Origin of the sequence: Curtobacterium sp. MCBA15_007, from assembly GCF_001864905.1 — a bacterium.
GTDB lineage: Bacteria > Actinomycetota > Actinomycetes > Actinomycetales > Microbacteriaceae > Curtobacterium > Curtobacterium poinsettiae.
The window spans coordinates 61,316-84,514 of record NZ_MJGM01000013.1; the positions used below are offsets into that span (position 1 = coordinate 61,316).

The 23,199-nt window shown below is 71.7% G+C and carries 20 protein-coding genes; 13 read left to right on the top strand and 7 right to left on the bottom strand.

The window, feature by feature from the left end; translation table 11 throughout:
- Positions 1–217 precede the first annotated feature (217 nt).
- From BIU95_RS07245 to BIU95_RS07280, 8 genes are all read left to right on the top strand, one after another.
- Entirely contained in the window at positions 218–1,372 is a 1,155-nt protein-coding gene (locus tag BIU95_RS07245) for an extracellular solute-binding protein (protein ID WP_017886994.1), read from the top strand.
- Positions 1,369–2,403, top strand: a complete 1,035-nt coding sequence (locus BIU95_RS07250; RefSeq protein WP_017886993.1) for an ABC transporter permease — start codon at positions 1,369–1,371, stop codon at positions 2,401–2,403. The genes BIU95_RS07245 and BIU95_RS07250 overlap by 4 nt, the downstream gene beginning before the upstream one ends.
- Positions 2,400–3,212, top strand: coding sequence for an ABC transporter permease (locus tag BIU95_RS07255; protein ID WP_017886992.1), 813 nt, complete (start codon positions 2,400–2,402; stop codon positions 3,210–3,212). The genes BIU95_RS07250 and BIU95_RS07255 overlap by 4 nt, the downstream gene beginning before the upstream one ends.
- A complete protein-coding gene (locus tag BIU95_RS07260) occupies positions 3,209–4,309 on the top strand; it encodes an ABC transporter ATP-binding protein (protein ID WP_017886991.1) in 1,101 nt (366 codons plus the stop codon). The genes BIU95_RS07255 and BIU95_RS07260 overlap by 4 nt, the downstream gene beginning before the upstream one ends.
- Positions 4,310–4,440: 131 nt before the next feature.
- Positions 4,441–5,961, top strand: coding sequence for an inositol monophosphatase family protein (locus tag BIU95_RS07265; protein WP_161598100.1), 1,521 nt, complete (start codon positions 4,441–4,443; stop codon positions 5,959–5,961).
- A 748-nt stretch (positions 5,962–6,709) separates the two neighbouring features.
- Positions 6,710–7,498: a hypothetical protein gene (locus BIU95_RS07270; protein ID WP_071251190.1), complete on the top strand. Its 789-nt coding sequence runs from the start codon at positions 6,710–6,712 to the stop codon at positions 7,496–7,498.
- Positions 7,499–7,556: 58 nt separating this feature from the next.
- The gene (locus tag BIU95_RS07275; RefSeq protein WP_071251195.1) at positions 7,557–8,582 is read left to right on the top strand and encodes an ATP-binding cassette domain-containing protein; all 1,026 of its coding nucleotides are present in this window, start codon (positions 7,557–7,559) and stop codon (positions 8,580–8,582) included.
- On the top strand, positions 8,579–9,427 hold the full coding sequence (locus tag BIU95_RS07280) for an ABC transporter permease (RefSeq protein ID WP_017886987.1): 849 nt from the start codon (positions 8,579–8,581) through the stop codon (positions 9,425–9,427). The genes BIU95_RS07275 and BIU95_RS07280 overlap by 4 nt, the downstream gene beginning before the upstream one ends.
- Before the next feature lie 71 nt (positions 9,428–9,498).
- Here BIU95_RS07280 and BIU95_RS07285 read toward each other — a convergent pair whose 3' ends face one another.
- The gene (locus tag BIU95_RS07285) at positions 9,499–10,164 is read right to left on the bottom strand and encodes a response regulator transcription factor (RefSeq protein ID WP_071251197.1); all 666 of its coding nucleotides are present in this window, start codon (positions 10,162–10,164) and stop codon (positions 9,499–9,501) included.
- Positions 10,161–11,396, bottom strand: coding sequence for an ATP-binding protein (locus tag BIU95_RS07290; RefSeq protein ID WP_017886985.1), 1,236 nt, complete (start codon positions 11,394–11,396; stop codon positions 10,161–10,163). The genes BIU95_RS07285 and BIU95_RS07290 overlap by 4 nt, the downstream gene beginning before the upstream one ends.
- Positions 11,397–11,510: 114 nt before the next feature.
- On the opposite strand from BIU95_RS07290, the gene BIU95_RS07295 reads away from it, so the two are divergent.
- The 4 genes from BIU95_RS07295 (at position 11,511) to BIU95_RS07310 (ending at position 16,252) form a co-directional block, all read left to right on the top strand.
- Positions 11,511–12,902, top strand: a complete 1,392-nt coding sequence (locus BIU95_RS07295; protein ID WP_167578302.1) for a PspC domain-containing protein — start codon at positions 11,511–11,513, stop codon at positions 12,900–12,902.
- Between the two features lie 11 nt (positions 12,903–12,913).
- On the top strand, positions 12,914–13,192 hold the full coding sequence (locus BIU95_RS07300; protein WP_017886984.1) for a hypothetical protein: 279 nt from the start codon (positions 12,914–12,916) through the stop codon (positions 13,190–13,192).
- Positions 13,193–13,346: 154 nt separating this feature from the next.
- Positions 13,347–15,248: an amino acid transporter gene (locus BIU95_RS07305; RefSeq protein ID WP_254783310.1), complete on the top strand. Its 1,902-nt coding sequence runs from the start codon at positions 13,347–13,349 to the stop codon at positions 15,246–15,248.
- Positions 15,245–16,252, top strand: a complete 1,008-nt coding sequence (locus tag BIU95_RS07310) for a DMT family transporter (RefSeq protein WP_071251201.1) — start codon at positions 15,245–15,247, stop codon at positions 16,250–16,252. Before BIU95_RS07305 ends, BIU95_RS07310 begins: the two co-directional genes overlap by 4 nt.
- Before the next feature lie 47 nt (positions 16,253–16,299).
- On the opposite strand, the gene BIU95_RS07315 is transcribed toward BIU95_RS07310, so the two are convergent.
- Positions 16,300–17,982: a long-chain-fatty-acid--CoA ligase gene (locus BIU95_RS07315; protein ID WP_042541379.1), complete on the bottom strand. Its 1,683-nt coding sequence runs from the start codon at positions 17,980–17,982 to the stop codon at positions 16,300–16,302.
- 95 nt (positions 17,983–18,077) lie between these two features.
- Here BIU95_RS07315 and BIU95_RS07320 point away from each other — a divergent pair, with 95 nt between their 5' ends.
- Positions 18,078–18,989, top strand: coding sequence for an oxygenase MpaB family protein (locus tag BIU95_RS07320; RefSeq protein ID WP_017886980.1), 912 nt, complete (start codon positions 18,078–18,080; stop codon positions 18,987–18,989).
- A 188-nt stretch (positions 18,990–19,177) separates the two neighbouring features.
- Here the strand turns inward: BIU95_RS07320 and BIU95_RS07325 are convergent, their stop codons facing one another.
- The 4 genes from BIU95_RS07325 to BIU95_RS07340 all read right to left on the bottom strand — a co-directional run bounded on the left by BIU95_RS07325 (position 19,178) and on the right by BIU95_RS07340 (position 22,844).
- Positions 19,178–20,209 (bottom strand): aldo/keto reductase, encoded by a 1,032-nt coding sequence (locus BIU95_RS07325; RefSeq protein ID WP_082509801.1) that lies wholly within the window; start codon positions 20,207–20,209, stop codon positions 19,178–19,180.
- Positions 20,206–20,772: a TIGR03086 family metal-binding protein gene (locus BIU95_RS07330; RefSeq protein ID WP_056073071.1), complete on the bottom strand. Its 567-nt coding sequence runs from the start codon at positions 20,770–20,772 to the stop codon at positions 20,206–20,208. The genes BIU95_RS07325 and BIU95_RS07330 overlap by 4 nt, the downstream gene beginning before the upstream one ends.
- A gap of 469 nt (positions 20,773–21,241) precedes the next feature.
- Positions 21,242–21,802: a YceI family protein gene (locus BIU95_RS07335; protein ID WP_042541375.1), complete on the bottom strand. Its 561-nt coding sequence runs from the start codon at positions 21,800–21,802 to the stop codon at positions 21,242–21,244.
- Between the two features lie 109 nt (positions 21,803–21,911).
- Complete coding sequence (locus tag BIU95_RS07340; protein WP_071251204.1) at positions 21,912–22,844, bottom strand: hypothetical protein; 933 nt, start codon at positions 22,842–22,844, stop codon at positions 21,912–21,914.
- Between the last annotated feature and the right edge of the window lie 355 nt (positions 22,845–23,199).

The window sequence follows — 23,199 nt, forward strand, 5'->3', positions numbered from 1 at the left end:
CCGCCCGCGCCCGCCGCCCGCGCCCCGCACCCGGAGTTCACCCGGCGGCGACGCCGGAGGCACCCGGAGTTCACCCGGCAGCGCCACACTCGACCCCGGCGCGGGAACGTTCCCACACGGCCCGCCCGACCAGCACCCCGCACCACCGCACGCACCCCGCACCACCCCCACCCCGCACGACCCCCACCGCATCACCCACGGAACAGGGAGTACCCACGTGAAGACCCGAGCCCTCGCCGGCCTCGCCATCGCGGCAGCCGCGACCGTCGCACTCTCCGGCTGCGTCCAGAGCGCCAACGCCTCGAACGCTGCCGACGGCAACGGCACCACCAGCCTCACCGTGTTCATCAGCGGCGACACCAACGTCCAGGACCTCTGGGACAAGTCGCTCATCCCCGCCTTCGAGAAGGCGAACCCGAAGATCAAGGTCAGCACGAGCATCGACCTGCACGGCGAGCACGACGCCCAGACGCAGGCGAACCTCGCCACCGCGGTCAAGGCCGGCAAGTCCGTCGCGTACGACCTCGTCGACGCCGGCTTCGTCACCACCGCCGGCAAGGCCGGGCTGCTCAGCACGGTCAGCGACAGCACCATCCCGAACCTCAAGGACGTCCCCGACGCCACGAAGCAGCAGGGCGGCGACAGCGCCATCCCGTACCGCGCCTCGAGCGTGCTGCTGGCGTACGACGCGAAGAAGGTCACGGACCCGCCGAAGACCCTCGACGACCTGCTCGCCTGGATCAAGGCCAACCCGGGCGAGTTCGCCTACAACTCCCCGTCGTCCGGCGGTTCGGGTGGCTCGTTCGTGGCCACGGTGCTCGCGAAGTACCTGACGCCCGCCGAGCAGGAGACGATGCAGACGAAGTACGACAAGTCGCTCGAGTCGAAGTGGGACAAGGGCTTCGCGGCCCTGAAGGACCTCGGCCCGTCGACGTACCAGAAGGGCGTCTACCCGAACGGCAACGACCAGGTCGTGCAGCTGCTCGGCAGCGGTCAGATCGCGATGGCCCCGGTCTGGAGCGACCAGTTCATCACCTCGCAGAAGACCGGCATCATCCCGAAGACCACCAAGGCCGTGCAGATCGACGACCCGTCGTTCACCGGCAGCGCGAGCTTCCTCGGCATCCCGAAGACCGAGCCCAAGGCGAAGAAGGCGGCAGCCGAGAAGCTCGCCGACTTCGTGCTCAGCGCGAAGGGGCAGCAGCTCGTCGCGAGCGCCGTCTCCGGCTACCCGGTGATCCCGCTCGACAGCCTGCCGAAGTCGGTCGCCGAGCAGTTCACCGACGCGAACCCCTCGCAGCTCCGCCTCGGGTTCCAGAGCGACTTCGCCGCCGACATGAACGCGGCGTGGGACGCGAAGGTCCCGCAGTGACCCAGACCGTCCAGGACGGCCCAGCAACCGGCCGGGAGGCCCGTGGCGACTCCGCCACTGGCCTCCCGCCCGTCCCGCCCCACGCCCAGGGCCCGGCGCACCCCGCTGGCGGGCGCACGACGCAGGAACGGCTGGCCCGCCGCCGGCGGTGGCAGGGCCTCGCCCTCGTCGCCGCCCCGGTGCTCGTCGTCATCCTGTTCGTCGGCGTCCCGGTGGTGAACGCCGCCCTGTTCAGCCTCGGGTTCACCGGCGGCCTGAACCAGGCGCTCGCCGACATCGGCGGCGACACCGTGCGCGGCTTCTCGTTCGCGGTCTACACCACCCTGCTCGGCAACCCCACGTTCCTGCGTGACCTGGTCGCGACGCTCGGGGTCACGGCGCTGTCGACCGGCCTGACCGTGGGGCTGGCGGTCGTCGTCGCGGTGATCCTGCGGCTCCGCGGAGGCTTCCTCGGCAAGACCCTCAGCGTCCTGGCCGTGGTGCCGATCTTCGTGCCGGTGGTCATCGCGAGCTGGTCGATCCTGACCTTCACCGACGCGCAGGGCTTCCTCCGCAGCCTCGGGGCGCAGTTCGGCCTCGACGTCCCGGTGTGGGGCTACACCCTCGTCGCCGTGGTGTTCGGCAGCGTCTGGACCAGCCTGCCGTTCGCGGTGCTGATGATCGCCGGGGCGCTCCAGGGCACCCCGGATGCCCTGGTCGAGGCCGCGAAGGACGCCGGGGCGAGCACCTGGCGCGTCGTCTGGCAGGTGCTCCTGCCGATGGCCGCGACCCCGCTCGTCATCGCGACGACGTTCACCGTCATCGGCGTCCTCGGGTCGTTCACCGTGCCGTACTTCACCGGCCCGAACGCCCCGACGATGCTCGGCGTCGACATCTCGAAGTACTTCCAGGCCTACAACCGTCCGCAGCAGTCGACGGCGATGGCGTTCATCGTGTTCGCGTTCGCCGCGGCTGCGAGCGTCTTCTACCTCCGCTCGACGGTCCGCTCGAACGCGGGCGAGCTCGACAAGAAGCGTCAGGAGCAGCAGTGATCAAGCGTCTGACCGGCAACGCCCTCGTCTGGGCGACCGCGATCGTGCTGGCGGTGTTCATCCTCGGTCCGCTCGTCTGGCTGGCCGCCCGTGCCTTCGCCACGACGTGGACCTACCCGAACCTGCTGCCCGACGGCTGGACCCTGCAGTGGTGGGGCACCGTGTTCGAGGACCGCAGCCTGGCCGTCGCGGTGCAGAACTCGCTCGTCCTCGCGCCGCTCACGGTCCTCATCGCCGCGGTCGTGTGTCTGCCCGCTGCCTGGGCGATCAGCCGCATCGAGTTCCCCGGGCGGCGGCTCGTGCTCGTCGGACTGTTCGCCACGAACGCGTTCCCGAAGATGGGCCTCTTCGTCACGATGTCGGCGATGTTCACCGCGCTGAACCTCATGAACACGGTGACCGGGATCCTGATCGTGCACGTCCTGGGCTGCGTCGTCTTCATGACGTGGCTGCCCGCCGCGGCGTTCTCGGCCGTGCCACGGTCCCTCGAGGAAGCCGCCCGCGACGCCGGGGCCAGCCGCTGGCGCACCTTCTGGAAGGTGACGTTCCCGATCGCCTGGCCGGGGATCCTCGTCGCGATGGTGATGTCGTTCCTGGCGTCCTTCGACGAGGCACAGGGCACGTACCTGGTCGGCGCCCCGACGTACATGACGATGCCGACGGCGATGTACTCGCTCGTCCTCAACTCCCCGCGTCAGGTCTCGGCGGTGTTCGCGATCGCGCTGAGCATCCCGTCCGTGGTCCTGCTGCTGCTCGCCCGGAAGCACATCATGGGCGGCCGTCTGGCGGACGGCTTCCAGATCCGATGACCACCACCAGCACGAAAGGCGACCAGATGACGGACAAGGCGCTCGTCGCGGAACGCACACCGGGCCTCCAGGCCGACGGCAGCACGACGGACCGGACCGGCGGACTCACCATCCGGGGACTGCGCAAGACGCTCGGCGGACGCGACGTCGTCGCGGGCATCGACCTCGACGTCGCGAAGGGCGAGCTCGTCTCGCTCCTCGGGCCGTCGGGCTGCGGCAAGACCACGACGCTCCGCATGGTGGCGGGGTTCCTGCCCGCCGACGGCGGCGTCGTGACGATGGGGGACCGCGACGTCACGTCGCTCGGTCCGGAGCGCCGACCGAGCGCGATGGTGTTCCAGAACTACGCGCTGTGGCCGCACATGACGGTGACGCAGAACGTCGCGTTCCCGCTGCGGACCCGACGGGTGCCGAAGCAGCGGGTCGCCGAGCGGGTGCGCGACGCGCTCGAGCTCGTCGGGCTGAGCCACCACGCCGGCTCGAAGCCGACCGCGATCTCGGGCGGTGAGCAGCAGCGCGTGGCCCTGGCCCGCGCGATCGTGCAGGAGCCGGACGTGCTGCTCCTCGACGAGCCGCTGTCGAACCTCGACGCGAAGCTCCGCGTCAGTGTCCGCGACGAGATCCGGCGCATCCAGCAGCGCCTCGGCATCACGACCGTGATCGTGACGCACGACCAGGACGAAGCGCTCAGCATCTCCGACCGGATCGCCGTCATGCACGACGGCCGGATCGAGCAGATCGCCACACCGACCGAGCTCTACGCCCGCCCCGCCACCGGGTTCGTCGCGTCGTTCATCGGTTCGACGAGCGTCGTCACCGGCCGGTTCCTCGCCGGCACGTCCGTCAGCCCGACCGCGGCCGACACGGTGCTGGTCCGCCCGGAGCAGGTCGTGCTCACCGATGACTCGCCGATCCGTGCGACCGTCGCACGGGTGCTCATGCGCGGCCACTTCGCCGAGGTCGTGCTCAGCACCGACGGCGCGGAGCTCCGCGCCTACGTCACCGGGCCACCGCCGGCGGTCGGCACCGAGACCGGGGTGCGCCTGGGCGAAGTGCTCGTGCACCGCGACGGCGTGCTGCTCGAGGTCGCACGATGAGCGCGGGGGTCCCGACGCCGGTTGCGGCCGTGTCGTCTGCGTCGGCTGCGTCAGCCTCGGTTGCGTCTGCGTCTGCGTCTGTCGCTGCGGTCGACCGTGTGGTCTCGACCAGCCTGGACGCCAGGCCCGGCGTGCGTCCGCCACGCCTCGTCGCTCACCGTGGTGCGCCGCGCGTCCGGCGCGAGAACACGCTGCCCGCCCTCGCGGTCGCCGAGGCGCTCGGCGCCGAGGTGATCGAGGTCGACGTCCGTCGCACCGCCGACGGCGTCGCCGTCCTGCTGCACGACGAGACCCTCGGCCGGATGTGGGGCGACGCCCGCCGCGTGGCCGACGTCGACTGGTGCGACGTCGCGCGGCTCGGCAACGGCCTCGACCGGATCCCGCGGCTCGACGGTGCGCTCGAACGCCTCGACGGCTGCCGGTCGACCCTGCTCGTCGACCTGACCGACGCCGAGGACGCCCTGGTCGCCGCCCGCACCGTCGCGGGCTTCACCGGTTCCACCGCGGTGGCCTGGTGCGGGGCGCCCGCGGCGATGGCAGCCGTCCGCTCCGTGCTGCCCGACGCCGACGTCTGGCTGGCGTGGGAGTCGCTCGACCCGCCCGTCCCCGCGGACCTCGACGCGCTCCACCCGTCGACGCTCAACCTCGACGTCGCCTTCCTCACCCCGCACACCGTCGAGGTCGCGCACGCCCTGGGCCTGCGCGTCGCCGTCTGGACCATCGACGACGTCGAACCCGCGATCTGGGCCGCCCGGCTCGGCGTCGACTCGATCACCACGAACGACGTCGGGGCCATCGGCGCCGCGTTGTCGGCGGCGGAACGCGACGGCTGGCCCGAGCGTGACCGCGAGGCCACCGAGACCGAGGTCGCCTCGCGCGCCCAGGCCTTGGCCCACCGCATCGCCCACGAGGTCATCGCCTACACGCGGGAACACCCCGTCAGCGAGGTCCACACGAAGGCCAACCCCGCCGACCTGGTCACCGACGTCGACCGCCTGGTGGAGCAGCACGTCCGCTCCCGCGTGCGGATGGTGTTCCCGACGCACGGGTTCACCGGCGAGGAGTACGGCGAGGCCCCCGGCGACCGGCACCGCTGGTTCCTCGACCCCGTCGACGGCACCACGAACCTGGCGAACGGAGTCCCCTGGACCTCGATGTCACTCTGCCTGACCCGTGGCGGACGCCCACTCGTCGGCGTCGTCGCGGACCCCTGGCGCGGTGAGGTGCTCGAGGCGCGACGCGGGCGCGGTGCCACCCTGCGCGACCGGCAGCTCCGACTCGACGACGCACCCCGGCCGCTCGCCGGCGCCGTCGTCGGCACCGAGCTCGACGGGCACCGACCGTGGGCGGGTTTCGGGGCGTTCCTCGACGCGCTGGCCGACCGGTCGTGCACGCTACGGGTGCAGGGATCGGGGACGCTGACCATCGCGCAGGTCGCGGCCGGGCGGGGGATCGGCGGCTGCGTGTCGGCGTTCAACCCCATCGACCACGGCGCCGCGGTACTGCTCGTGCACGAGGCCGGGGGCGTCGTGCTGACGCGATCCGGTCCCGTCGAGGGCTTCCCGCCCGTGGGGGAGCCCTTCCTGGTGGCGCACCCGGGGGCCGCGGACGAACTGCACGCGGTGTGGACGGCGGCGCTCGCCGCGGGGTGAGCCGCGCGGCGCACGGTGCTGGGTCTGCGATCCGGTGCGGGGTTGGCTGCCGGGTGCCGTGCTGCAAGCGCGCACCGGGCGGCTAACCGAGCACGGCGTGCGCAGGTGCGCACGGTGCGGACTGGAGGCGCGGTGCCAGCCTGGCACGCGCCTCCCGGCCGGTGGGTGGTGCGCACGGTGCGGGGTCTGCGATGCGGTGCGGGGTTGGCTGCCGGGTGCGGTGTTTCAAGCGCGCACGGGGCTGGGAAGCGCGCACGGGGTGCGCAGGTGCGCACGGTGCGGGCTGGAGGCGCGGTGCCAGCCTGGCACGCGCCTCCCGGCCGGTGGGTGGTGCGCACGGTGCGGGGTCTGCGATCTGGTGCGGGGTTGGCTGCCGGGTGCGGTGCTGCATCCGCGCACGGGGCTGGGAACCGCGCAAGGGGTGCGCTGGTGCGCACGGTGCGGACTGGAGGCGCGGTGCCGGTCCGGTACGCGCCTCCCGGCCGGTGGGTGGTGCGCACGGTGCGGGGTCTGCGATCTGGTGCGGGGTTGGCTGCCGGGTGCGGTGTTGCAAGCGCGCACGGGGCTGGGAACCGTGCACGGGGTGCGCAGGTTCGCACGGTGCGGGCTGGAGGCGCGGTGCCGGCCCGGTACGCGCCTCCCGGCCGACTCTGAGCGGGCGCTCAGTCATCGGACGCCGCGGGTTCGTAGGGTTGCAGTCCACGACCGGTCCGTCCGGACCGACCGTGCACCCGAAGGAGCATCGACCATGGGATTCCTCGACCGCCTGCTCGGACGTCCGGAGCGAGACCGATCCGCTGACGCACAGCAGAACCAGTGGGGGCAGCCGCAGCAGCAGGGCTACCGGTACGGCCAGCAGTCCTACCAGCAGCCGGCACCGTCCGCACCGCAGGGCAGCCAGTACGGCGTCCCGCAGTGGGGCGGTGCACCGACGCAGCAGCAGGGTGCGACCACCGACGACGAGCGTGCGGTCGAGCGCTACCGCTACCTGCTCCGCACCGCGCCGCCGGAGCGCATCGAAGAGGTCCACGCCGAGGCCTTCGCCAAGCTGACCGACGAGCAGCGCCGGATGGTCTACGACGAGTTCACCCGCACGGCCCCTCCTGGTGAGGCGCCCCGTGGGGACGACCCACGCTCGCTGGCCCAGTCGGCGACCCGGTCCGAGATCCGCCAGCCGGGCTTCATGGAGCGCTCGCTCGGCGGTGTCGGTGGGGGCGGCGGCCGCTTCGGCGGGCAGCGCGGTGGACCCTCGTTCGGCAGCATGATCGGTGCCTCGATCCTCGGGACGGTGGCCGGCTACGTCATCGGATCCGCGATCATGAGCGCCTTCCTGCCCGACCCCGGTTCGTTCGATGGCGGTACCGACGCTGCGGGTGACGGCGGTTCGGGGGACACTGGTGCTGAATCCGGTGATGCCGGGGCGTCCGACGGTGGCGCATCCGACGGCGGCGGCTTCGACAATGCGGGCTGGGGCGACAGCGGATCCGACTTCGGCGGTGGCTTCAGCGACTTCGGTGGTGGCGACTTCGACGTCTGAGTGACGTCCGTCGCTCCACCGGACCCCGGGTACCCACCGTGTCCGACGAAGGAGCGACATGGCCATCATCGAAGCCTCCGGGCTGACCAAGACGTACGAGTCGAAGTCCGGGCCGGTGCACGCACTGGCCGGACTCGACCTGTCGGTGCCGCAGGGCACCGTGAAGGCACTGCTCGGGCCGAACGGTGCGGGCAAGACGACCACCGTGAAGGTGCTGACCACCCTCATCACGCCCGACTCCGGCACCGCGACGATCGACGGCATCGACGTGATCGCCGATCCGCAGGCCACCCGGCGCTCGATCGGGGTGTCCGGACAGTACGCGGCGGTCGACGAGAACCTGACCGGGTTCGAGAACCTCGAGATGATCGGGCGGCTGTACCACCTGGGTCGTCGGACCTCGCGTGACCGTGCTCGTGAGCTCATCGACGTCTTCGACCTGTCCGAGGCGGGGGACCGCCCGGTCAAGGGCTTCTCGGGCGGCATGCGACGACGGATCGACCTGGCCGGGGCCCTCGTGATGAACCCGCGGGTGCTGTTCCTCGACGAGCCGACGACGGGCCTCGACCCCCGCAGCCGGCTGGCGCTCTGGGGCATCATCGAGGACCTCGTGGCCGAGGGCGCGACGGTGCTCCTCACCACCCAGTACCTGGAAGAGGCCGACCGGCTCGCCGACGACATCGCGGTCATCGACGACGGCACGGTCATCGCCGAGGGGACCTCCGACCACCTGAAGGCGCAGGTCGGTGGGCACCGGGTCGTCGTGACCCTGGTGGACGAGGCCGACGGCGACGCGGCGACCACCGTCCTCCGCCGCTACGGGGTCGGCGAGGTCGAGACCTCGGGCGACGGCCGCACCCGTGCCATCGCGGTCGAGGCCGGACCGGCCGCCCTGCAGCGCGTGCTCGCCGACCTCGGTGCGGCCGGCATCGACCTGCACGACGCCGGCATGCGGCGCCCGACCCTCGACGACGTCTTCCTCCGCCTGACCGGCCACGCCGCGACGGACGACGACGCCGATGACCCCGCGGCGACCACGCAGAAGACCAAGCAGAAGACCAAGCAGAAGGAGACGGCAGGATGACCGCCACCTCCCTGGCTCCGGGCCGTCAGCTGCCCGTCGTCGTCACCTCGCCGCTCGCCGTCTGGGTCGAGGACGGCTGGACCGTCACCAAGCGCAACCTCATCAAGCTCAAGCGGTCGCCGGACATGCTCGTCTTCGCCGTGCTGCAGCCGATCATGTTCGTCCTGCTGTTCAGCCAGGTCTACGGCGGCGCCATCCAGGTGCAGGGGACCGACTACACGCAGTTCCTGATGGCGGGGATCTTCGCGCAGACCGTGGTGTTCGGCGCGACGTTCTCCGGGTCCGCGATGGCGCAGGACCTGAAGGAAGGACTGATCGACCGGTTCCGCACGCTGCCGATGTCGGCGTCCGCCGTGCTGGTCGGGCGCACCAACTCCGACCTCGTGCTCAACTCGATCTCGATGGCGATCATGATGCTCACCGGTCTGGCGGTCGGGTGGCGCGTCAACTCGTCCCCGCTCGAGTTCCTGGCCGGCATCGCCCTGCTGCTGCTCTTCAGCTACGCGTTCAGCTGGGTGATGGCGTTGCTCGGCATGAGCGTCAAGACACCCGAGGTCATCAACAACGCCTCGTTCATGATCCTGTTCCCGCTGACGTTCATCTCGAACGCGTTCGTGCCGAGCGACACCCTGCCGCTGGTGCTGCGCGTGTTCGCGGAGTGGAACCCGGTGTCGTCGCTCGTGCAGGCCGCGCGCGAACTGTTCGGCAACGTCGGCTCCGCGCCGGTGCCGGACATCTGGACGATGCAGCACCCCGTGCTGACCGTCCTGATCGGCATCGCGGTGATGCTCGTGGTGTTCGTGCCGTGGTCGGTGAACAAGTACACCAGGATCAGCGCGAAGTGACGCCATGGGCGGTCAACAAGGCTGTGCCATTCACCCCCAGGATCAGCGCGAAGTGACGCCGGTGTGGGCGCTCAGAGCAGCTTGCGCTGCAGCGCCCACGCGGTCAGTTCGTGCCGGTTCGACAGCTGCAGCTTCCGCAGGACCTTCGACACGTGGGTCTCGACGGTCTTCACAGAGATGAACAGCTCCGTCGCGACCTCCTTGTAGGCGTACCCGCGGGCGATGAGCCGCATGACCTCCTGCTCGCGGGCGGACAGGCGGTCCAGCTCGGTGTCGTGCTGCGCCGTCTCGCCGCTGACCGCCCCGAACGCATCGAGCACGAAGCCGGCCAGGCGCGGCGAGAACACCGCGTCGCCGTCCGCCACACGGGTCACGGCCTCGGCGACCTCAGCACTCGACGAGCTCTTCGTGATGTACCCGCGGGCGCCGGCCCGGATGACCCGGACGACGTCGTCGGCGGCGTCCGACACGCTCAGCGCGAGGAACCGGGTGTCCGGGTTCCCCGGTGCGGACCGCGTGATCACCTCGGCACCACCACCACCCCCGCCGCCACCCGGCAGGTGCACGTCGAGCAGGACGACGCGCGGGCGCGTGGTCGCGACGAGCGTCACGGCCTCGTCGACGGTCGCCGCCTCACCAACGACCTGGAGGCCCGGTGGCAGCCCGGCGCGCACGCCGGCTCGAAAGATGGAGTGGTCGTCGACGATCGCGACCGTCAACGGGGCGGGTTCGGTCATGCGTGCTCCTCGTCGTGAGTCGCGGGTGCGAGCGGCAGGGTCAGTCGGACCTCGGTGCCCGTGTGCCCCGGCCCGGGCGCGATCGTCGCGAGGCCGCCGAGGCGCTGCATGCGGCCGATGATCGACTCGCGGACGCCGTACCGGCCCGCCGGCACCTGCTCGACGTCGAAGCCCGGTCCGCGGTCGCGGATGCTGATCTCGACCCGGTCGCGGGCGGTCTCGGCGTACACGCTGACGGTCCCGCCGGCGTGCCGGGCAGCGTTGAGCACCGCTTCGCGAGCGGCGGCGACGAGCCCGTCGGGCAGGTCGGTGCGGGCGGGGCCCACCGCGATGACGTCGATGCGGGCGGGGTACTCGGACTCGATCTCGACGGCGGCGTCGCGCAGCTGCGTGCCGAGGTCGCGCGCCGGTTCCGCCTGCTCCGCGAAGAGCCAGGACCGCAGCTCGCGTTCCTGCGCCCGCGCCAGCCGGGCCGCGTCGGAGCCGGGCTCGGCCTTCTGCTGGATGAGGGCGAGCGTCTGCAACACCGAGTCGTGCAGGTGCGCGGCGAACTCGGCCCGCTCGAGGTCACGGACGCGGGCGGCGCGTTCCTCGGCGAGGTCGCGGACGAGCCGGACCACCCACGGGGCGACCACGACGGCGACCCCGACCAGGACGGCGACCGCGGCGGTGAGGACCGTCCAGACGTTCGGGCGGCTGCTCGTCGTGAAGAACAGCAGGATGCCGAGCACGACGAGCACCAGGGCCCCGAGCGCCCGCACGACCAGGGCGGAGGACCGGGCCGTGCGGACGTTGCGGAGCGCGTCGAACTGTCGCCAGGCGAGTGCGGCGCCGGTGACGACGACGACGCCGGGCACGACGAACTCGAGGGGGACCGCCATGCCCATCCGCGCTGCCACCACCGCGCCGGCGGCGGCGAGCAGGGCCACGCCGAGCAGGATCTCGACGACCGGGGCGCGGAGGGCGGACACGGGGTCGTCGTCTCCGTCCACGCCGACGGCAGGCGTCAGGAAGGACTCGAGTGGTGCGCGGCCCGAGGCGGAACCGGCTGGCGCACTCGGGACGGTCGCCCAGAGCCAGGCGTAGAGCAGCAGGCCGGCGCCACCGCAGACCACCAGGACCGCGGTGACGAGCCGGACGGCCCCGACCGGCAGCCCGGTGTGCGCCGCGAACCCGCTGCAGACGCCGCCGACGACCCTCGGGGTCGGGCGCGTCATCGTCGCGGTGGCCATGGACCAATCCTGGCACCCGGACGGCGCCCGCAGCAGGGTCCGGGGCCGGGATCAGGGACCGGTCAGGGGGAACCCCGATGGTGCCGACGCACGCCTGCCGGGATGCTGGTGGTCATGACCGATCACCAGCACGACTCCGCTCCCGGCACCGCTGCCGGCAGCGCCGACTCGACGACCCGGTTCTTCGACTGGGTCCGCGGCCTCGGCATCACGCGCACCGACGACCGCTGGCTCGCCGGCGTGTGCGGCGCCGTCGCCCGCCGCACCGGGCTCGACCCGCTCGTGGTCCGCGGCGTGGCGATCGTCGTCGCACTGCTGGGCGGGCCGGTCTTCCTGGCGTACGCCGTCGGCTGGGCGCTGCTGCCCGACTCCGCCGGACGCATCCACGTCGACCGGATGATCCGCGGGGTGCTCGACCCCGCACTCATCGCGATCGGCGCCTTCGTGGCACTGACCTTCGTGCCCGCCGCCCGGGGGCTGTGGTGGCAGGGTGTGCCCGATGCCTGGGGGATGCCCAGCTGGCTCGAGGCGACCCTGGCCACCGCGTGGAGCATCGTGCTGGTCGGCGGGATCGTCTGGCTCATCGTGGTCCTGGCCCGACGCGGAGTGGACGGCGACCGGACCGCGCACACCGAAGCCGACCCGTCGGCCGCGCCGCGGGGCGACTTCTGGACCAGCCCCGAGGAGCCGCGCCCGGCCCGGACCGCGTGGACCACCGAGGCGACCGGCGCGCCGGAGCCGGGTCGGGCCTCCTGGCAGTGGGACGTGCCGGTGAGCCCCGAGGACCGGCGACTGCAGCACGAGGAGCGGTTGCGCGCGGAACGCGAGCGGGCCGGCGAACGGCGGGCCGAGCGGGAGCAGCGGCGCCCCGGAGCGGCGTACGTCGCCGTGTCCCTCGGACTCGCACTCGTCGCCGGAGCCGGGGTCGCGTTCTGGGCGCAGCAGGCCGGGTGGTCCGTCCCGGTCCTCGGGATCGCCGCCGCGCTCGCGGTGCTGGCGATCGCCACGATCGTCGCCGGGGTCCGCGGCCGCGACGACGACGTGCTCGGACTGTTCTCGACGGTCGCCGCGGTGGCCCTCGTGGTCACCGGGGTCCTGCCCGCCGGCACACAGGTCTCGCTGATCGGCGGCACCACGTGGCAGGTGGAACGGGCCGCGTCGGGGACCGACCGGAACTTCGCGATGCTGGCCGGTGGGCCCACCCTGGACCTCCGCGGCCTCGAACCGTCGGCCAGCGGGGGCGACGTGACCCTCTGGCTGGGCGCCGGCGGAGCCGACGTGCTGCTGCCGACCGACCTGCCGGTCCGGGTCGAGGTCAGCGGCGTCGGGTACGGCGTGGACACCGGCGGAGGCGACGACGGAGCGGACACCGGCGGGGTGCTCCGGACCACGACGCTGGAGAACCGCGCGGCGCGCACGGCCGATGCGGACGAGACCACGACCGTGCACCTGTGGATCCTCGGCGGCGGCGTCGACGTGCCGCGGGCGATCACGGTCGGCGAGTGAGGAACGGGACCATGACGAACGACGACACCACGAACGACGAGACGACAGCGCCGACGGTTCCGCCGGAGGTTCCCGACGGGCGCGGCCACCGGCCTGCACGCCGCGGTGCACGGTTCGGCACGATCCTGTGGGGCGTGCTGATGCTGGTGTTCGCCGGGGCGATGGCCGTGAGTGCGCTGCCGATGTTCTCAGTGGACACCACGACCCTGCTGCTGGCCGCCTGCATCGCCGCCGGCGTCCTGCTGGTCGTCGCCGGGATCGTGGCGACCCTGTCCCGCACACGGCGGTAGTGGGAGCGCCCCGTGCACAGGGTCGTCCGGGTGTGCGCGGGGGCCACCCGGACGGCTTAGCATCATCCTCGTGACCGCGACAGACGCCGAGCGGGCCGCCCAGCGCGACGCCACCGAGCAGCCCCTCGACCGCAGCACCCGCCTGCGCCGGTGGATGCTGCACGGGGCCGACCAGGGCGCCTCCCACCAGGGCCCGCACCAGGTCGAGGTCGAGAAGACCCACCCGTGGTGGCGGGTCATGTGCCTGACCGGCGTGGACTACTTCTCCACCCTCGGGTACCAGCCCGCCATCGCCGCGCTCGCCGCGGGGCTGCTGTCGCCGATCGCGACGATCGTCCTCGTGCTCGTCACGCTGTTCGGCGCGCTGCCGGTGTACCGCCGGATCGCCCACGACAGCTTCCGGGGCGCCGGGTCGATCATGATGCTCGAGAAGCTCCTGCCGTGGTGGGCCGGCAAGCTGCTCGTGCTGGTGCTGCTCGGGTTCGCCGTGACGGACTTCATGATCACGATGACCCTGTCGGCGGCCGACGCCACGGCGCACATCGCCGAGAACCCGTACACGCCGCACTGGTTCACCGAGATCCCGGTGCCGCTCACCCTGGCGCTGCTGCTCCTGCTCGGCATCGTGTTCCTGCGCGGCTTCAAGGAAGCCATCGGCATCGCGGTCGGGCTCGTCGCCGTGTTCCTCGCCCTGAACGCCGTCGTCATCATCGTCGCGCTCTGGCACGTGTTCGAGAACCCGATGGTCGCGAGCGACTGGTGGTCCGGGCTGACGGCGCAGCACGGCAACCCGCTCGTCATGGTCGGCATCGCCCTGATCGTGTTCCCGAAGCTCGCGCTCGGGCTCTCCGGCTTCGAGACGGGCGTCGCGGTGATGCCGCAGGTCCGCGGCGACGCCACCGACGGCACCAGCGACCGACCCGAAGGCCGGATCCGTGGCACGAAGCGCCTGCTGACGGTCGCGGCGCTGATCATGAGCTCGTTCCTCATCACCTCGTCGATCGTGACGACGTTCCTCATCCCGCAGCGCGAGTTCCAGCCGGGCGGTGGTGCGAACGGTCGTGCGCTGGCGTACCTGGCGCACGAGTACATGGGCGGCGTGTTCGGGTCGATCTACGACTTCTCCACCGTCGCCATCCTGTGGTTCGCCGGCGCGAGCGCGATGGCCGGGCTCCTGAACCTCGTGCCGCGGTTCCTGCCCCGCTACGGCATGGCACCCCAGTGGGCTCGCGCCGTGCGTCCCCTCGTGATCATCTTCACGCTCATCGCGTTCGTGATCACGATCATCTTCCAGGCCGACGTCGACGCCCAGGGCGGCGCCTACGCCACCGGCGTCCTCGTGCTCATCACGAGTGCCGCGGTCGCCGTGACGCTGTCCGCGCGCCGCAAGCAGCAGCGCAAGCGCACCATCGCGTTCGGCGTGATCTCGGTCGTGTTCGTCTACACCACCGTCGCCAACGTCATCGAGCGGCCCGACGGCGTGCGGATCGCGGCGATCTTCATCATCGCGATCGTCGTGGTCTCGCTCATCTCGCGTGTGCGCCGCTCGTTCGAACTCCGGGCATCGTCGATCGAGCTGGACGCGACGGCCCGCCAGTTCGTCGAGGCCGACGCCGACCAGTTCAGCTCGATCTGCATCATCGCCAACGAACCCGGTGCCGGCACGGCCGAGGCGTACCGGGCGAAGGGGCGCGAGGAACGTCGCGACTCCGGCATCCCGGCGCGCGTGCCGACGATGTTCCTCGAGGTCCTGCCCGCCGACTCGTCCGACTTCGAAGAGGACCTGGTGGTCGAAGGGCAAGTCATCCACGGGTTCCGCGTGCTCAAGGTCCGCTCCGGCAACGTCCCGAACACCATCGCGTCGACCCTCCTCGCCATCCGCGACCTCGCCGGTGTGGTGCCGAGCATCTACTTCGAGTGGAACGAGGGCAGCCCGATCCGCAACGCCCTGCGCTTCGTGTTCACCGGTGCCGGCGACGTCGCCCCCGTGACGCGCGAGGTCCTGCGCGAAGCGGAACCCGAGGTCAACCGACGGCCCAACGTCCACGTCGCGTGAGCCGCGGACCGGGCGCAGGACGTGCCTCCAGGCCCGTCGGCGGCCTGGCGGCGATCGTGGTCGCCGCGGCGGTGTGGGGCACCACCGGGACCGCGACGCACTTCGCGCCCGGTGTGCCGGCGTTCGTGTTCGGCGCGGTGACCTTCGGCCTGGGCGGGCTCGTGCTCGCGGCGACCGCGGGCCGGGGCACCCTGCGAGCCGTGGGCCAGCGCCGGACCCGGGGCTGGGCCCTGCTCGGTGCCGTGTCGCTCGTGGTCTACGCGATCGCGTTCTACGCGGCCCTCGCCGACGCCGGTGTCGCGCTCGGCACGACCCTGGCCATCGGCTCGTCGCCCGTCTTCGCCGGCCTGGTCGAGTGGGTCGTCGACCGCAGGCCCGTCACGCGCCGCTGGCTCGTGGCCACCCTGGTGAGCGTGGTCGGCATGGTCGTCGTCACCCTCGCCCGCTCCGGGCACGGCGACGGCGGGCGATCGCTCGCGGTCGGCGTCGGCAGCGCCCTGGTCGCCGGTCTGACGTACGCGCTGTACTCGTGGGCGGTGGCGCGGGGGATGCACGCGGCGACGAGCCGGATGCCGATCGCCGTCGGTCGCGCCGAGGCCGACACCATGCGGGTCGGCGGCGACGTCGGGGTCGCTGCGGCACGGGCAGCCCGCGGGCCGAACGAGCGCGGACTCGTCGGTGCGGTGTTCGGCATGGCCGCGGTGCCGCTCGTCGTGCTCGCCGTGGTGGCGGGCGGGCCGTTCCTGGCCGAGGCCGACGACTGGCCGGTGTTCCTGTACCTGGCGCTGGTGCCGACGGTCATCGGCCACTCGCTGTACGCGGTCGGACTCCGGTCGGTGACGGCATCGGTCGCGACGCTGCTTTCACTGCTCGAGCCCGTCGTGGCCGCGGTGCTGGCGGTGCTCGTGGTGGGGGAACACCTGGGACTCGGCGGCTGGACCGGCATCGTGCTCGTGGTGGTCGGGCTGTCCGTGCTGGCGCTGCCCGCGCGACGCCTCAGCTGACGAGCAGCGGCGTCTGCGCCCTGCCGCGCCGCCCGGGCGCCGGCGCGTCAGCCGTCCAGGATCTGGTCGCGCACCTTCCGCCGCAGCACCTTGCCGATCATCGAGCGCGGCAGGTCCTCGACCACGACGACCCGGCGCGGCACCTTGTACGCCGCCAGGTGTTCGCGTGACCAGGCCCGCAGCGCCGCGGGGTCGAACGTCGACGGGTCCTTCGGCACGACCGCGGCGACGACCTGCTCGTTGCCACCCTGCGTGATGCCGACGACCGCGACCTCCTTGACGCTGGGGTGCTTGAGCAGGGTGTCCTCGACCTCGGACGGCGACACGTTGAAGCCGCCGGTGATGATGAGTTCCTTCAGGCGGTCGACGATCCGGACGTACCCGTCGGCACCGATGGCCACGATGTCGCCGGTGCGGAACCAGCCGTCGGGCGTGAAGACCTCATCGGTGGCCTCCGCCTTGCCCCAGTAGCCGCGGAACACCTGCGGGCCACGGACCTGCAGCTCGCCGGGCTCGTCGACACCGAGCACCTTGGTGTCGTCGTCCGGGTCGACCACGCGTGCCTCGGTGGAGGACAACGGCAGGCCGATCGACCCGAGGCGGCGCTCCGGGGAGACCGGGTTGGCCATCAGGACGGGGGAGCACTCGGACAGGCCGTAGCCCTCGACCAGGTAGCCGTCGGTCCGGGCCTCCCACGGTTCGACGATGTCCTGGGAGAGCGGCATGGCGCCGGAGATGCCGATCTCGATGCCCTTGAGCGACACCTTCGCCGAGTCGGCGGCGTGCTGCAGCCGGGCGTAGATCGGCGGCACGGCCGGCAGGAACGTCGGCGGGTGACGCTTGATGGCGCTCAGGACCAGAGCGGGGTCGAACGCGGGGAAGAGCACGAGCCGCGAGGCCATGCTCATCGCGAAGGTCAGGCAGAGCGTCAGACCGTAGGCGTGGAACATCGGCAGCACCGCGTACACGACGTTGTCGCCGCGGCGGATCTGCGGCACCCACGCCCGGGCCTGGGCGGCGTTCGCCAGCAGGTTCCGGTGACTCAGGACCGCACCCTTCGGCGTCCCGGTGGTGCCGGAGGTGTACTGGATCAGTGCGACGTCGTCGGTGGCCGGGCGCGGGTGCCGCTTCGACAGCTTGCGGGTGTCGGCGACGTCGTCCCACTTCACCGTGCCACGGACCTTCGTCGTCAGCTTCGCGCGGGACTCGCGGGCCTTCGCGACCGGCAGCGCCAGGGCGAGCCGGGTGCTCCGGGGCATCGCACGGGTGATGTCGACCGAGACGATCGCGTCGAGGTGCACGTCGGCCGGGAAGTCCTGCAGCGTCGCGACGGACTTGTCCCAGGCGATGGCGACCTTGGCGCCGTGGTCCTCGAACTGGTGGCGGAGCTCCCGCGGCGTGTACAGCGGGTTGTGCTCGACCACGATCGCGCCGAGCCGCAGCACCGCGTAGAACGCCACGATGTGCTGGGGGCAGTTCGGCAGCACGATGGCGACGCGGTCACCCGCCCCCACGCCGAGCTTCCGCAGGCCGTTCGCCGCGCGGAGGATCTGCTCCTCGAGGTCGGCGTAGCTCGTGGTGCGCTTGAAGAACTCGAGGGCGACCTGCCTGGGGAACTTCCGGGCCGACTGCTCGACCAGGTCGTACAGGGAACCGCTCTGTTCCTCGATGTCGTGCGGGACCCCCGGGGCGTACGAGGCAAGCCAGGGACGAGGCGTGTCGATGCTCACTCGACCAACGTAGCGGGCGACCCCCGTGCACCCTGGGAACGGTCGGCCCGCGCGAAGCCGAGTGCGTTCCCAGGGGGCGGACGGACGATGACGCCATGCCCTCCGTCTCCGACGCCCTCCGGTCCCGCCTCAACGACACGTTCACCGGGGGCGCGACGAGCAAGCCGGAGTGGATCGACGAGCTCGAGCAGGGCACCGACGCCGGGTTCTTCGGCCCGGGCTCCGCGACGTGGTCCGTGCACGGCGGCAAGCAGACGATCGTCGCCGGGGTCCGGGCGCTGCTCGTCCAGGCCCTCCACCCCGGGGTCCTCGCCGGCGTGGCCGACCACTCCCGCTACCGCGAGGACCCGTTCGGCCGCCTCGCCGGCACCATCCGCTGGATCTTCACCGTCTCGCACGGTGACACCGCCACCGCCCGCGGGGCCAGCGAGTGGGTGCTGCGCCTGCACGAGCGGGTCCGCGGCGAGTACGTCGACGGACACGGCACCACGCGGGACTACTCCGCCAACGACCCGCTCATGGCGCGCTGGGTCCACCTGGCCTTCACGGACGCGTTCCTCCGCGCCGCGCAGCGGTGGGGCGATCCGATCCCGGGAGGAGCCGACGCCTACGTGCGCGAGTGGGCGACCGCCGGCCGGCTCATGCGCGTCGAGGACCCGCCGGAATCCGAGGCGGAGCTCCGCGCCCAGATGAACGGGTACCTCGACCGTGGCGAACTGGCGGTGACGGCCCGCACCCGTGACGTCGTCAAGTTCATCCGGAACCCACCGCTCGCGCTGATGCTTCGGCCCGGCTACCAGGCCCTGTTCCAGGGCGCCGTGTCGACGCTGGACCCCCGCCACCGCTCGATGCTCGGCCTGCGGGCCCCGATGATCGGTCCTGTCGAGCTGCCCGTCAGCCGCACGGCCGGCCTGGTGCTCGACGGCATCGGGGGCGTGCTCGGCAACCAGACCGGCACGGAGCGCGCAGCGCTCGTGCGCATCGCACGACTCGAGCGCGGCGCGTAGCCGCTTCCAGGGATCGCCCGCGCAGGACGCCGTCGTCTTGTCGAGACGCCGCCCTGTCCGGCGGCGTTGCGCGAGGACGCAGGCGTGGTACCGACACGACGGCGTGTCGCGGGCCGTGGGGGTGACGACGGACGGACGGGAGGAACGGGGCCAAGCCGATCCGCGCCTCCCGTCCGTCTGGTGGTGCGTCAGAAACCCGACGGCACCCGGGGCGTGTACGCGGACTCGAGTCGCGTGACCTCGTCGTCGGTGAGCGTCAGCGACGCTGCGGCCACCGCGTCGTCGATGTGGTGCTCCTTCGTCGCGCCGACGATCGGCGCGGAGACCGCGGGCTTGCCGGCGACCCAGGCCAGGGCGACCTGCGCCATCGGGACGCCGCGCTCGGCGGCGACGGCCTCGACCGTGTCGACGATCGCGCGGTTGGCGTCCTCGTCCTGCTTGTAGAGGGTCTTGCCGAACTCGTCGGTCTGCGCGCGCGAACCCGACCCGGAGGCGTCCCATGGGCGCGTGACGCGGCCGCGGGCCAGGGGGCTCCACGGGATCACGCCGACGCCGGTGTGCTCGCAGAAGGGGAGCATCTCGCGCTCCTCCTCGCGCTCGAGCAGGTTGTACTGGTCCTGCATGCTGACGAACTTCGTCCATCCGTGGCGTTCGGCGGTGTGCTGCATCTCGGCGAACTGCCACGCCCACATGCTGCTCGCGCCGATGTAGCGCGCCTTGCCGGCCTTGACGACGTCGTGCAGGGCCTCCATCGTCTCCTCGACCGGCGTCACCGGGTCGAAGCGGTGGATCTGGTACAGGTCGACGTAGTCCGTACCCAGGCGGGTCAGGGACGCGTCGATCTCGTGCATGATCGCCGCGCGGGACAGTCCGGCGCCGTTCCGACCAGGGCGCATCCGGTTGAAGACCTTCGTGAAGACCTGGACGTCCTCGCGCGGAGCCAGCTCGGCCAGGAGCGTGCCGGTGATCTCCTCGCTGCTGCCGTCGGAGTACACGTTCGCGGTGTCGAAGGTCGTGATGCCGGCCTCGAACGCGCGACGGACGAACGGGCGGGCCTCGTCGATGCCGACGCTCCAGGCGTGCGAGCCCCGGTCCGGGTCGCCGTACGACATCATGCCGAGGACGACGCTGCTGATCTCGAGCCCCGAGTTGCCGAGGCGCTTCGTGTCGGTGGTCATGCTGCTCGTCTCCGTGGTGGTGCCGCTCGTGTCGGTGGTCATGCCGACACTCTGGCATCGCGGCCTGTGACCGCCAGCAGGCGCACCTGCAGCGGGGTGTCCTCGGTGACGTCGACCGGAGGCGCGTAGAGGCCAGTCGCCGCCAGGTCCTCGATCTGCGGCTCGAAGTACTCCCACACGGCACGGACGAGCTCGTCGGGCAGGGACTCCTCGGTGCCGGTCGCCCGGGCGAGGTCCCACGTGTGGATCGTGATGTCGCTCGTCTGCTCGGTCAGGTACTGCGCGGCGGGCACGACGTCGGTGCTGAGGTGCACGGGGGTGTCCTGCGGGGCGTTCCGCCAGGCGTCGGTGGCTGCGGTGGCGAACCGGTGCCACTCGGCGACCAGGTCATCGCCGATGGGTTCGAGGTCGGCCTGCGCCTGGGCGTAGTCGCACCCGGTCAGGAGCTTCGGGATCCACCGTTGCTCGTCGACGACGTGGGCGACGAGGTCGCGGGTGGACCACTCGGAGTCGGGGGTGGGGGCGTCCCAGTCGGTGACGGCGGCGACGCGGCGGCCGAACTCGGCTGCCGCGAGGGCCTGCATCGCGATCCAGTCGGTGGCCATGGTGGTGCTCCTGTTCGTCGTGCGGGCGGTGCGGGTGGTGGTGGTGCTCGTGGTGCTCGTGGTGCCTTTCGTGCAACTCGGGGTTCGGCGTGCGGATTCCCCGGCGGCCCCTGCGCGCCCCACGGTACGCGGGCTCGCGGCCGCGGCGCGTGCCCCCGCCGGTCCCGCTCCCGCTCGTCCCGCTCCCGCTCGCGGTCCCGCGAGCGGGCGAAATACCAGGAGCGCCACGGGGATCGGCAGGGTGTTTCGCCCGCTCGTTGGTGGCGCGGCGTGGCATGGGTGCGCAGGCCGACGAGCGGGCGAGATGCCAAGCTCATGAGGGTGATGGTCCGGGCATTTCGCCCGCTCGTGGTCGGCAAAGAAGCGCGGGAACGACGAACGCCCCGACTCCGTCGGGAGTCGGGGCGTTCATCTCGGGTTCGGGTGGTGCCGTTCGGTGCCCTCAGTGGGGCGACGAGTACGAGGAGGCTCAGGCCGCCTGGAGGACGAACTGGACGTCGAGGTTGATCGTGACGTCGTTGCCGAGCGTGAATCCACCGGCCTCGAGCGCCGCGTTCCAGTTCACACCGAACTCAGTGCGGTCGATCTTGGTGGTCGCCTCGGCGCCGAACTTGACCTGACCGTAACCGTCGGTGGTGAATCCGCCGAGCTCAGCCTTGAGGACGACGGGCTTGGTGACGCCGCGCAGGGTCAGGTCGCCCGAGATGTGCAGGTCGTCGCCCTTCGCCTCGATGCTCGTGGAACGGAAGGTGAGCTGCGGGTGCTCCTCGGTGAGGAAGAAGTCGCTCGTCTTGAGGTGCTGGTCGCGCTGCTCCTGACCGGTGTTGATCGACGCGACGTCGATGCTGGCCTCGACGGTCGACTCGAGCGGGTTCTCGGCGGTGACGACGGTGGCGTCGAACGTCTCGAACTTGCCCTTGACCTTGCTGATGGCGAGGTGGCGGACCGAGAAGGTGACCTCCGAGTGGGTCGGGTCGATCTTCCAGGTGCCGATCTGGTAGCCGGGAACGGTGTCAGCGGTGAGCGTCATGGTGGTCCTTCTTCCGAACGAGAGTCTGCGGTGCGACGCGTTCCATGCGCCTGCATCGAGTTGATACTACGACAGTGTGCACCGTTTTGGTTGAAGCGTCAACCATTGTTCACCCAAGTGTCGCAAACCGCGTGTCGTGGGCTCCTCGGGCACCGACGTCGAGCAGCCGACGGATGCGGTTGACGAAGCGCTCGACTCCGTGCGCAAGGTCGTCCGCCGTCACCCTGACGAGCCACCAATCGACGTCCTTGAGGTGCTCACCGCGCGTGAGGTCCTTGCGGAAGCTGGCTGGATCGGTGCGGTGCAGATCGCTCTCGTACTCGATCGCCACCCTGGCCTCGGGGTACGCGAGATCCACGCACGCGATCCACTCCCCGTCGACGACGACATCGTGGTTGAGCGCGGGTTCCGGGAGTCCACGGCGGAGCAGCGCCAGTCGTGTCCTGGTCTCTCCCGGCGACCGAGAACCCTGCCGGATCTCTTCGAGCGCGAGGCGGAGCTTCACGATCCCGCGGATGCCACGTCGCCGACGGACAGCCAGAGCGAGTTCGTCGAGCGTTGCCCAGCCGAGCCACCCGACGAGCGCGTCCCCGGCGACGATGAGTTCGTCGAGCGTCAACATCGAGCCGAGCGCGACGAAGGTGTCGGCAGGTGTGGTGAGCGGCACACCTCGGGCGATCGTCGCCCGGACCGACCCGTACCGCGCTCGATGGCCGACCGTGCCACGAACCCGGAGCGCTTGGTCGGTGCCGATCGTCGTGACGTGCAACCGCTGATCACGTTCGAGGCGACGGGGGAGGGGGACGCCGATGACCGCTGCGGCGGTGACGTGACTGAACACCTGATCGGGGCGGAGTCGAGGAGCGAGTGCCCGAGCACGTTCGTCCACGGATTCCGGGGGGAACGCGGACCGGATGCCGTGGAACGGTCGGACGAGGTCGCGTGCGTCGAGGCGACCACGCGAGACCCCGCGGTGCAGCGCGTCCCGCACCCGGAAGGAAGCGTCACGGAGTGCCATCGGGAGCCGGCGTCTGGCGGTCATCTCCACATCGTGGCCGCGAGCTGACGGTGCGGACGGGAGTAGCGCCTCCATTGTGGATCGTGACCGCGCTCGTGCGGTTGTGGAGGGATGGCGACACCGTCGAACGGGCGAAACACCGGGCGCATCCCGCCGTCGCACGCCGGTGTTTCGCCCGTTCGCGGGGTTCGCGGGGCTCGCGGGGTTCGCGGGGCTCGTCGGCGGGGCCGTTGGACGCTCGGGAACTGCCTCCCGAGGGATCGCCCGAAGCGCTCTCACGGCGAGCGGGCGAGATGTCCCGGTGCGTCGTCGAGCACACCTGGGCATTTCGCCCGCTCGCCGATCCTGCTCGCCGATCCCACCGCCCGTCCGCGCCGCC